Origin of the sequence: Thauera linaloolentis 47Lol = DSM 12138 (assembly GCF_000310205.1) — a bacterium.
In the GTDB taxonomy this organism is placed as follows: domain Bacteria; phylum Pseudomonadota; class Gammaproteobacteria; order Burkholderiales; family Rhodocyclaceae; genus Thauera; species Thauera linaloolentis.
The window spans coordinates 1-10,137 of record NZ_AMXE01000105.1 but is presented as its reverse complement, the minus strand read 5'-3'; the positions used below and the strand labels follow the sequence as shown (position 1 = coordinate 10,137).

Here is a 10,137-nt window from a genome sequence, read left to right as displayed (position 1 = left end):
CCCGCCCAGGCGCCATCGCCGGGGCCGGGCCGGCCGCCGGCCGCCATTGCCCCCCGGGGGCGGCGGTCGACGGGAAAGCGGATGCGCGGGTGCCCGCCGGCGCGGATTCAGTCACGGCGCACCAGCATCAGGCAGGCCAGCGGCGGCAGTGTCAGCGTCAGCGAATGCGGCTGCCCCTGCCAGGGCAGGGCTTCGCTGGCACGGGGCGGGTTGCCCACGCCCGAGCCCCAATAGACCGCCGCGTCGGTGTTGATGAGTTCGTGCCAGGTGCCGGCCTGCGGCACGCCGATGCGCCAGTGCTCGCGCACCACCGGGGTGAAGTTGCACACCACGAGCACGCGCCGGCCGTCGCGCGCCCGGCGCTCGAAGGCGAGCAGCGAGTGTTCTGCGTCGTCGTGGCTGATCCAGCCGAAGCCCTCGGGCGAGACGTCCTGCTCGTAGAGCGCGGGGTGGCCGCGCAGGACGAGGTTGAGGTCGCGCACCAGGCGCTGCATGCCGGCGTGCGGAGCGTGGGCGGCGAGGTGCCAGGGCAGCGATTCATCGGCATTCCATTCCTGCCACGGGGCGAATTCGCAGCCCATGAACAGCAGCTTCTTGCCTGGATGGCCCCACATGAAGCCGTACAGCAGGCGCAGGTTGGCGAACTTCTGCCAGTCGTCGCCGGGCATCTTCGCCAGCAGCGCGCCCTTGCCGTGCACCACTTCGTCGTGCGACAGCGGCAGCACGAAGTTCTCGGTGAAGGCGTAGACGAGCGAGAAGCGGATGCGGTCGTGGTGGTATTTGCGGTGCACCGGATCCTGCGCCATATAGGCCAGCACGTCGTTCATCCAGCCCATGTTCCACTTGTAGTGGAAGCCCAGGCCGCCCGACTGCAGGTCGGGCGAGGGCGGACGGCTGACTTGCGGGAAGGCGGTGGATTCCTCGGCCAGCGTGATCGCCTCGGGGCGTTCGCTGCCGACGAGGTGGTTCATGCGGCGCAGGAACTCGATGGCTTCGAGGTTTTCGCGGCCGCCGTGGCGGTTGGGCAGCCATTCGCCCGCCTTGCGGCTGTAGTCGCGGTACAGCATCGAGGCCACTGCGTCCACGCGCAGGCCGTCGATGCCGAAGCGCTCGATCCAGTACAGCGCATTGCCGCTCAGGTAGTTGCGCACCTCGGTGCGGCCGTAGTTGTAGATGAGGGTGTTCCAGTCCTGGTGGAAGCCTTCGCGCGGATCGGCGTGCTCGTAGAGATGGCTGCCGTCGAAGCGCGCCAGTCCGTGGCTGTCGGCCGGGAAGTGGGCGGGCACCCAGTCGAGGATGATGCCGATGCCGGCCGCGTGCGCGGCTGCGGTGAAGGCGCGGAAATCTTCCGGCGTGCCGAAGCGCGAGGTGGGTGCGTACAGGCCGGTGGGCTGGTAGCCCCATGAGCCGTCGAAGGGATGTTCCTGGATCGGCAGCAGCTCGATGTGGGTGAAACCGAGTCCGGCGGCGTAGGGAACGAGCCGTTCGGCCAGGGTGCGGTAGCCCAGCCAGGCGCCGTCATCCCCGCGCTGCCAGGAGCCGAGATGCACCTCGTAGATGCTGATCGGCGCGTCGAGCGCGTTGGCCCGGCGGCGGCCCTCGTCGATCGCCGCGCCCGGCAGCAGGCACTGGACGACCGAGGCGGTGCGGGGGCGGACTTCGGCGCGGAAGGCGAACGGGTCGGCCTTGGCGCGGATGGCGCCGTCGCCGCCCAGGATCTCGTATTTGTACAGGTCGCCCGGCCCGGCGTGGGGGATGAAGATCTCCCACACGCCGCATTCGCGCCGCAGGCGCATCATGTGGCGGCGGCCGTCCCAGTTGTTGAAGCTGCCGACCACCGACACCCGGCGCGCGCCCGGCGCCCACACCGCAAAGCGCGTGCCGGCGACCTGATCGACCACGACGGGGTGGGCGCCGAGCCATTCATACGGGCGGCGGTGCGTGCCTTCGGCCAGCAGCCAGACATCCAGTTCGGGCAACTGGGGGCCGAAGCGGTAGGCATCGTCGATGATGCCGGCATGGTCCGCGCCATCGCCGTTGCCGGCCCAGGCTACTCGCAGGCGGTAGGCGAAGGGCTTGCGGCGGCGGGGAATGACGGCGGCGAACAGCGGCGTGGCGTCCTGACGTCGGAGGGCGGCAACACGGCGGCCGAGCGCATCGACGACTTCGACCGTGCGCGCGTCCGGCAGCAGCGCGCGGACCACGATGCGGCCTTCGATTTCGTGCATGCCCAGCACCGCGAAGGGGTCGCCGTGCGTGCACAGGAGCAGGGCGTCGAGTTCCGCCCGAGCCAAGCCCGGGGACGGCCCGGCATCTGCCGGCATCCGCCTGGCACCCGCGTCGTTGCTGTCATTTGGCATGGTGGCCGCTTACGTTCGTCATCCACACGAATCCTGACACAAAGTCCGCCGGCAGCGGCGCGCAAGACGCCCCGGTTTGATCCAGGGCAACAAAGGGCGCGCCTGCCGCCTTCAGTCTCCGCCTTGCCGCACCGCGCACGCCCGATAGCGGGCGATGAGGCCGGCCGTGCTGGCGTCGTGCGCATGGAGGTCGGCGGGGGCGGCGAGGTCGTCGAGCACGCGCGCCGCGAGCTGCTTGCCCAGCTCGACGCCCCACTGGTCGAAGGAGTTCAGCCCCCACACCACGCCCTGCACGAAGGTGCGGTGCTCGTAGAGGGCGATCAGCGCGCCCAGCGTGTACGGGTCCAGGCGCGCCATCAGCAAGGCGTTGCTGGGGCGGTTGCCGGGAAAGACGCGGTGCGGGAGCAGCGCGCGGATGCGTTCGCCGGCCATTCCGGCGGCACGCATCTCGGCTTCCGCTTCGGCGGCCGATTTGCCGCGCATCAGCGCCTCCGCCTGTGCGACCAGGTTGGCGAAGGCGATGCGGTGGTGCTGCTCGAAACCGCGCTCCGCTTCCAGCACGCCGATGAAGTCGGTGGGCACCAGTTGCGTGCCCTGGTGCAGCATCTGGAAGTAGGCGTGCTGGCCGTTGATGCCGGATTCGCCCCAGATCACCGGGCTGGTCTGGCAGCCCGCCGGGCTGCCGTCCAGCTTTACCGATTTGCCGTTCGATTCCATGTCGAGCTGTTGCAGGAAGGCGGGCAGGCGGTGCAGGCGCTGGTGGTAGGGGGCGATGAGCTGGCTGGGGGCGCCGAGGAAGTCGATGTTCCAGATGCCGGTCAGCGCCAGGATGACCGGCAGGTTGCGTTCGAAGGGCGCCTCGCGGAAGTGCAGGTCCATGGCGCGCGCGCCGGCGAGCAGCGCGTCGAAGCCCGCCGCGCCGATTTGCAGCACGATCGGCAGGCCGATGGCGCTCCACAGCGAGTAGCGTCCGCCCACCCAGTCCCAGAAGCCGAACATGTTGGCGGGGTCGATGCCGAAGCTGGTGACGGCGCCGGGATGGGTGGATACGGCGGCGAAGTGGCGGGCGATCACGGTTTCGTCGCCGCTGCGTTCGATCAGCCAGCGGCGCGCGGTGTGGGCGTTGGCCAGCGTCTCCTGGGTGGTGAAGGTCTTGGAGGCGACGATGAACAGCGTGGTGCCGGGATCGGCCGCGCACAGCACGTCGCCGATCTGCACGCCGTCCACGTTCGATACGAAATGCATCCGCAGGCGCGGATGGGCACAGGGCTTCAGCGCCTCGCACACCATCAGCGGGCCGAGGTCGGAGCCGCCGATGCCGATGTGGACGACGTCGGTGATGGCGCGTCCGTCGTAGCCGCGCCAGGCGCCGTCGCGCACGGCTTCGGCGAAGCGGTAGCAGCGTTCGCGCACCGCGGCGATGTCGGCGACGACGTTGCGGCCGTCCACCATCACGCACTCATCCGCCGGGCGGCGCAGCGCGGTGTGCAGCACCGCGCGTCCTTCGCTGCGGTTGATGCGTTCGCCGTCGAACATCGCGGCGCGGCGCGCGTCCAGCCCGGCTTCGCGCGCCAGCTCGAAGAGCAGGGCGAGGGTGTCGCCGGTGACGCGGTTCTTGGAATAGTCGAGGAACAGGCCGCAGGCCTCGGCCTGCATGCGCGCGGCCCGGGCGGGGTCGGACGCGAACAGTTGCGCCAGGTGGCGTTCGCCGATCTCGCCGCGGTGGGCGAGCAGCGCCTGCCAGGTGGAGTCGGGGCCGGGGGGCGGGCTGGAGTGCGGGGTCGGGTTGCTCATCGTCGGTCGGTCGAAAAGGCAGCGCGGGCAGGCGCCGGCTGACAGGCATCATTGTGCCCCTTCCGCCGCCTCGTGGCCTACTCGGATGGGGTTGGCCAGCGCCGCGGCGGCGCCGCGGAGCGCAGCGTAGGGCGTGGCGATGACAAAGGTCGGGATGCTGGCGAGGTAGCCCGAAAAGCGCCCCTTGTCCTCGAAGCGCCGGCGGAAGGCCGAGCGTGCGAAGAAGCCGCCGAGCTGCGGAATGATTCCGCCGCCCAGGTACACGCCGCCGCGCGCACCGAGCGTGAGGGCGAGATCGGCGGTGACGGTGCCGAGCATGGCGCAGAAGTGGTGCAGGGCTTCGGCGCAATACGGGCAGGCGCCCGACATGGCGCGCGCGCTGACCTCCGCGCCCGGCAGCGGCATGGCGCGCTGGCCGGCCAGTGCGCGCACGGCATCGTGCAAGGACGCGAGGCCGGGGCCGGACAGTACGCGCTCGGCCGAAACGTGGCCGTGGTGCCGGCGGAACCAGTCGATGAGTGCGGCTTCGCGATGGTCGCGCGCGGCCAGCGTGACGTGGCCGCCTTCGCTCTGCAGCGGTACGTGGTCGCCGCCGGCGGCGACGAGGCCCGAGACGCCCAGCCCCGTCCCTGGCCCGATCAGGCCGATGGCGTGCCCGTCCAGCGCCGAGCCCCCACCAACGGGATGGCGCTCTTCCGGCCTCAGCAGCGGCAGCGACAGCGCGAGTGCGGTGAAGTCGTTGAGCAGCAGCAGGCGCTCCAGCCCGAGCGAGCGGCGCAGCGCGTCGGCCGAAAAGCGCCAAGGGTGGTTGGTCATCGCCACGTCGTCGCCGGTGACGGGGTTGGCGATGCCGAAGGCGGCGGTGCGCGGGCAGGGCACGGATAGCTGGCCGAGATAGTGCCGGATCGCGCCGGCCGGGCCGTCGAATGCCGAACAGGGCAGGACGAGGATCGCGCCGACGGCGCCGGCTCCGTCCGCGATGCCGAAGCGGGCATGGGTGCCGCCGATGTCGCCGACGAGCCGCGCTTGCGCCGCCGGCGGTGTTTGCCTGACAGTATCCAAGTTGGGGGGCGAAAGTTGCATGAATGGCTTCAATCATGAAACGGCGCGGGGATTCTGTCCAACTCGGCGCGCCCCGGCCAAGCGGCTCGCGGCGCATGCTCCGCGGGCCTGGCCGGCGGCTTCGTTCTTCCTGGTCCGATCAAGATTCCTGCAGGCGTTTTCATGAGCTTCGTCCGACACAGCGGCATCCTGTTGCACCCGACTTCCTTGCCCGGCCCCCATGGCGCGGGAGACCTCGGGCCGTCCGCCCGCCATTTCGTCGACTGGCTGGCCACGGGCCGCCAGAGTCTCTGGCAGGTCCTGCCGCTCGGCGGCGTCGGTCCGGGGAACTCGCCCTACATGAGCCCTTCGGCCTTCGCCGGCAACGAGCTGCTGATCGACCTGGAGCAGTTGCAGCAGCGCGGCTGGCTCGATGCGGACGATCTGCGCCCCGATCCGGCCTTCAGCGCGGAGCGGGTCGATTACGCGCGGGTGGCGGCATACCGGCTGCCGCGCCTGAAGTGCGCCGCAAGCCGCTTCCTTGCCCATGGCGATGCGGCAGAACACGCCCGTTTTGCCGGCTTCTGCCGGCGGATGAGCGGCTGGCTCGACGATTACGCGCTGTTCATGGCGCTCGACGAGCAGCATCGCGGCAGCGGATCGGTGTGGCAGGACTGGGAGCCCGCCCTGGCGCGCCGCGAACCTGGCGCGCTGCGGGCCGCGGCGCAGCGCCTCGCCGCCGAATGCGCCGCGTGGCGCTTCTGCCAGTGGTGCTTCCACGAGCAGTGGGCGCGGCTCAAGGCCTATGCCAACGCACGCGGGGTCAGGATCGTCGGCGACATGCCGATCTTCGTGTCGCCGCACAGCGCGGACGTGTGGGCCCGTCCGGATCTGTTCCAGCTCGACGAGGCGCTCCGGCCCAGTGCGGTGGCTGGAGTCCCGCCCGACTACTTCAGCGAGACCGGGCAGCACTGGGGGAATCCGCTTTACCGCTGGCCGGCCCATGTCGCCGAGGGCTATCGCTGGTGGGCGGCGCGCGTGCGCCACACGCTCGCGCAGTGTGACCTCGTGCGCATCGATCACTTCCGCGGCTTCGAGTCCTACTGGGCGATTCCGGCCAGCGCCGGATCGGCGGTCGAGGGCGCGTGGCAGCCCGGCCCCGGCATCGCATTCTTTTCCGCGCTGTACACTGCGCTCGATGCCGTCGCGGGCGAAGGCCTGCCGATCATCGCCGAGGACCTCGGCATCATCACGCCCGCCGTCGATGCCTTGCGCAAGGCCGCGGGCCTGCCGGGCATGCGCATCCTGCAGTTCGCCTTCGACGGCGATGCGCCCGACCCGGCGGCCAACCCCTATCTGCCGCACAACTTCGACCCCGACACGGTGGTCTACACCGGCACGCACGACAACGACACCACCCGGGGCTGGTGGCAGGCCCTGCCGGAGACAACGCGGGACCATGCCCGGCGCTATCTCGCCGTCAGCGGGCAAGCCATCCATTGGGACCTGATCCGCGCCGCCTCCGCCTCCGTCGCGCGGATGGCGATCGTGCCGATGCAGGATGTGCTCGGGCTGGACGGCAGTGCGCGCATGAACCGGCCGGGAGTGGCCGAAGGGTCGTGGACATGGCGCTTCCACTGGGGGCAGGTCGAGGCCTGGCACGCGGGGGCGCTGGCGGAATTGGCACGGCTCCATGGCCGCGTGCCCGCCGGACCGGCGCATGCCTGAGCCGGCATGCCGAGTCCGGCGGGGGCGCTGATATACTCGCGCCATTCTTCGTCCGAAACCCGGTTTGCCCGGCATGCCATTCAATATCCCCAATTCCCTGACTTGGGCCCGCATCGCGCTGATCCCGATCTTCGTGGGCGTGTTCTACCTGCCCGACAGCCTGATGTCCGTGCAGAACAAGAACCTGGTCGCGACCGTGCTGTTCACGGTCGCCGCGGTCACCGACTGGTTCGACGGCTATCTTGCGCGCGCGCTCGGCCAGACTTCGGCTTTCGGAGCCTTTCTCGATCCCGTCGCCGACAAGCTGATGGTCGCCGCCGCGCTGATCCTGTTGGTCGATCTGTCTCGTGTCGATTCGATCATCGCCGTCATCATCATCGGGCGCGAGATCACCATCTCCGCGCTGCGCGAATGGATGGCGCGGGTGGGCAAATCCGCGAGCGTGGCGGTCGCCTACGTCGGCAAGCTCAAGACCGCGGCACAGATGGCGGCGATTCCCCTTCTGCTGTACAACGCGCCCCTGCTGTCGATCGACATCCGCGCGCTTGGCAGCGTGCTGATCTACGTCGCTGCGGCGCTGACGCTGTGGTCGATGGGCTACTATCTGCATCGCGCGATTCCCTTGCTGACCGCCGAACAGGGCAAGTAGCGGCAAAGGGCGGGGCGATTTCCGTACTTGACAGCATGAAATCGCCACCTATAATGGCGGTCTTTCCCGAGCGGGAATAGCTCAGTTGGTAGAGCGCAACCTTGCCAAGGTTGAGGTCGCGAGTTCGAGACTCGTTTCCCGCTCCAAGCATTCAGGCGGCAGGCCAATGGTCTGCCGCGCAAGTTTCAAGGCGCGATGGCAGAGTGGTTATGCAGCGGCCTGCAAAGCCGTGTACCCCGGTTCGATTCCGAGTCGCGCCTCCAAAAAAAGCAGTGGATTCAAACATGTAGCCCGCCTAGTGCGGGCTTTTTGTTGTCCGCGATCCGCCCGCAGCGCCGGGCACGTGCGTGGCACGGCCCGGCGTTGCGGGCCGTGCCGCCTATCATGCACTGGCCGAGAATTGCGGCAGCCTGGCCTGGATGGCAGAGGCGCCGTAGGCTTGCGTCAGTTGCAGGATGCGCGCCAGTACCTGGTCGGCGTCCTGCGCCTGTGTGCCCGCGCTGCTCGACGCGGCCGTGCTCTGGCTGTCCGGGAGCGAGTCCTGCAAAGCCATCGCTTCCTTGAAGCTGACCTTGCCGTCGGCGTCGCTGTCGGCCGAGTCGAAGTGCTCGATGACGCTCGACAGCAGGCTGGCCCGTGCGGGGTCGCTGCTGCCGACCTCCTCTAGCTGGGCGGTGAGTTCTTCCAGCGAGAAGCCGCTGTCCTCGCTGCCCTGTGGAGGCAGCGGCATGCCGCCGGGCCCTTGCCCGGACCTGCCGACCTGCTCGTTCAATTGGGCGAGCAGGGAGGACAGCGCATCGCTGAACTCCTGCTCGGTGACGCTGCCGTCGCCATCGCCGTCCAGCGAACTGAACAACTCGCTGGCCGATACCGTGCCGCTCGTGGAGGATGCCGTCGCGCCGTAGCTGCTGCCCGTGCGTGACGACTGCGACTGGAATGCGCACAGCGTGCTGTAGACGCTGCTGCTTCCAATGCTGCCGATGCTCATGATGATCTCCCTGGATGGAAGGTGGTTGAGTGCGCGCCGTTCGGCGCACGCTGCAGCTATGCAAGTTCGCGGCCCGAACGGCAGGGGCGGCGCGTAAATCGAGGTAAAAGCGGGTTAACGAACATGCGCGGATATGCGTATGGATTCGCCTTGCCGCGCTTCCGATGCCGGTGCGGGACGCCAACCGCTCCGGGCCGGCAATTCCTGCCGCTCCGCCGGCTGGCTGCAGTCCGCGCAGCCGCGGGCTTGCGGACCACCGGGCGGCAGAGATTGCCGCCCGCCACGGTTCACTTGCTACGCAATTCGCCGTCGTCGCCGATCCACTCTGCCGCCTCGCGGGTCAGCCAGTCCTGGGCGCGCGCCTGATCGCGCAGCTGGGCATCCAGAAAGGCCGTGCTCAGTTCGGCGATCAGCCAGCGTTCGCGGCCGTTGCCCGCCGGCCCGCGGCCTTCGCCCCCCGGCGGAGGGCCGCCACGGCTTCCATCGGGGCCACGGCCGCCCATGCTGCCGCCACCGGGGCTCCCTCCGCCCATTCCACCCATTCCACCCATCCCTCCGCCACCACCGGGGCCCGCTCCGCCGCCGAATCCGCCGGACAGTCCATCCCCCATGCCACCGCCGGAGCCCCGCGTACCACGTTCCGCACCCCGCGCCTCGTCGGTGCCGGACAGCGTCCGCCGCGTACTCCGGGCCAGCGTCAGCAGGTACTTGTCGCCGGCGGGCAGGGCGTCGAAGCGCAGAGGGTGGGGCGCCGCACGTGCGGGTTCGAGTGGATCGTCGAGTCCGTGCGCGGTGACTAGCAGCAGGGGGGCGTGAATGGCGCCAAGGCGTGCATCCGCATCCTCTGTCGCCGCGCGGACGGGCGGCGACAGGGCGATGGCCGCGCGCAGCATGGGCAGATCCAGTGCGCTCCGAGCCGCGTCGCTCAGGCCGTCCTGCCGTTCGCCGGCGAAGGCCAATGCGGTTTGCGCGCCCAGGTCGAACCCGGCCAGCGCGACGCGCCGCCAGTCGATGCGCCCGTAGGGCGTGGCGGCGTCGCCGCCGCGCCGCGCGAGATCGTCGACAAGCCGGCGGGTGCGCAGGATGCGGCGCGACAGAGCCTGCGCGCCGAAGCGTTCGCGGGCGATGGCGGAAAAATCGCCGCGCCGTGCGGCAGCCGAAGACCATACCCCGGCATCGTCCGCGCCCTGGAAGCTCAACACTGCATGGCCGGCCCGCGCCCAGGCCTGCCGCCACGCCAGCCCCGCGCCGGCGGGCTCGCCCAGGCCGGGCAGGTAGATCACCAGCGGCGCCTGTGCGGCGCCGCGCGGCAGCAGCCATTCCAGCGCCAGTTCCTCGTCGCTGCTGCGCCAGACGTCGCGGAAGCCTTCTTCCCGGTAGGGCGCTTCCGCCAGATAGCCCGGCTTCTCCGGCTGATCGCGCGGATCATCGCCGCTGGAGCCGCCCCGGCGCGGCCGGGCGCAGGCGCTCAGCAGGGCCGCGCAGGCCAGTTGCAGGGCCAGCCGCCGCACGGGCTGGAACAGGTGCGCGCTCAAGGCCGGCGCTCCGGCGCGGGAGCATGGCGCGGCGCGCCGTCG

The 10,137-nt window shown here is 70.2% G+C and carries 7 protein-coding genes and 2 tRNA genes; 4 read left to right on the top strand and 5 right to left on the bottom strand.

Annotated features, from left to right (window positions below):
• Positions 1–107: 107 nt before the first annotated feature.
• The 3 genes from glgB to C666_RS17280 form a co-directional block, all read right to left on the bottom strand.
• On the bottom strand, positions 108–2,324 hold the full coding sequence (gene glgB / locus C666_RS17290; RefSeq protein WP_004345004.1) for a 1,4-alpha-glucan branching protein GlgB: 2,217 nt from the start codon (positions 2,322–2,324) through the stop codon (positions 108–110).
• A 147-nt stretch (positions 2,325–2,471) separates the two neighbouring features.
• Complete coding sequence (pgi, locus tag C666_RS17285) at positions 2,472–4,154, bottom strand: glucose-6-phosphate isomerase (RefSeq protein ID WP_004345003.1); 1,683 nt, start codon at positions 4,152–4,154, stop codon at positions 2,472–2,474.
• Between the two features lie 48 nt (positions 4,155–4,202).
• Positions 4,203–5,237, bottom strand: coding sequence for a glucokinase (locus C666_RS17280; protein ID WP_004345001.1), 1,035 nt, complete (start codon positions 5,235–5,237; stop codon positions 4,203–4,205).
• 141 nt (positions 5,238–5,378) lie between these two features.
• Here C666_RS17280 and malQ point away from each other — a divergent pair, with 141 nt between their 5' ends.
• The 4 genes from malQ (at position 5,379) to C666_RS17260 (ending at position 7,835) form a co-directional block, all read left to right on the top strand.
• Entirely contained in the window at positions 5,379–6,923 is a 1,545-nt protein-coding gene (gene malQ / locus C666_RS17275) for a 4-alpha-glucanotransferase (RefSeq protein ID WP_004345000.1), read from the top strand.
• 73 nt (positions 6,924–6,996) lie between these two features.
• A complete protein-coding gene (gene pgsA / locus C666_RS17270; RefSeq protein ID WP_004344999.1) occupies positions 6,997–7,572 on the top strand; it encodes a CDP-diacylglycerol--glycerol-3-phosphate 3-phosphatidyltransferase in 576 nt (191 codons plus the stop codon).
• Positions 7,573–7,642: 70 nt separating this feature from the next.
• A tRNA-Gly gene (locus C666_RS17265) sits at positions 7,643–7,718 on the top strand.
• A 43-nt stretch (positions 7,719–7,761) separates the two neighbouring features.
• Positions 7,762–7,835 (top strand) — tRNA-Cys (locus tag C666_RS17260).
• A 119-nt stretch (positions 7,836–7,954) separates the two neighbouring features.
• Here the strand turns inward: C666_RS17260 and C666_RS17255 are convergent.
• Complete coding sequence (locus C666_RS17255) at positions 7,955–8,560, bottom strand: EF-hand domain-containing protein (protein WP_004344998.1); 606 nt, start codon at positions 8,558–8,560, stop codon at positions 7,955–7,957.
• A 287-nt stretch (positions 8,561–8,847) separates the two neighbouring features.
• Positions 8,848–10,095, bottom strand: a complete 1,248-nt coding sequence (locus C666_RS17250; protein WP_004344997.1) for an alpha/beta hydrolase family protein — start codon at positions 10,093–10,095, stop codon at positions 8,848–8,850.
• Positions 10,096–10,137 lie beyond the last annotated feature (42 nt).

Bases quoted from the DNA above. Each gene is read 5' to 3' on its own strand.
- glgB (WP_004345004.1), bottom strand. From the start codon at position 2,324: ATGCCGGCAGATGCCGGGCCGTCCCCGGGCTTGGCTCGGGCGGAACTC.
- pgi (WP_004345003.1), bottom strand. From the start codon at position 4,154: ATGAGCAACCCGACCCCGCACTCCAGCCCGCCCCCCGGCCCCGACTCC.
- C666_RS17280 (WP_004345001.1), bottom strand. From the start codon at position 5,237: ATGCAACTTTCGCCCCCCAACTTGGATACTGTCAGGCAAACACCGCCG.
- malQ (WP_004345000.1), top strand. From the start codon at position 5,379: ATGAGCTTCGTCCGACACAGCGGCATCCTGTTGCACCCGACTTCCTTG.
- pgsA (WP_004344999.1), top strand. From the start codon at position 6,997: ATGCCATTCAATATCCCCAATTCCCTGACTTGGGCCCGCATCGCGCTG.
- C666_RS17255 (WP_004344998.1), bottom strand. From the start codon at position 8,560: ATGAGCATCGGCAGCATTGGAAGCAGCAGCGTCTACAGCACGCTGTGC.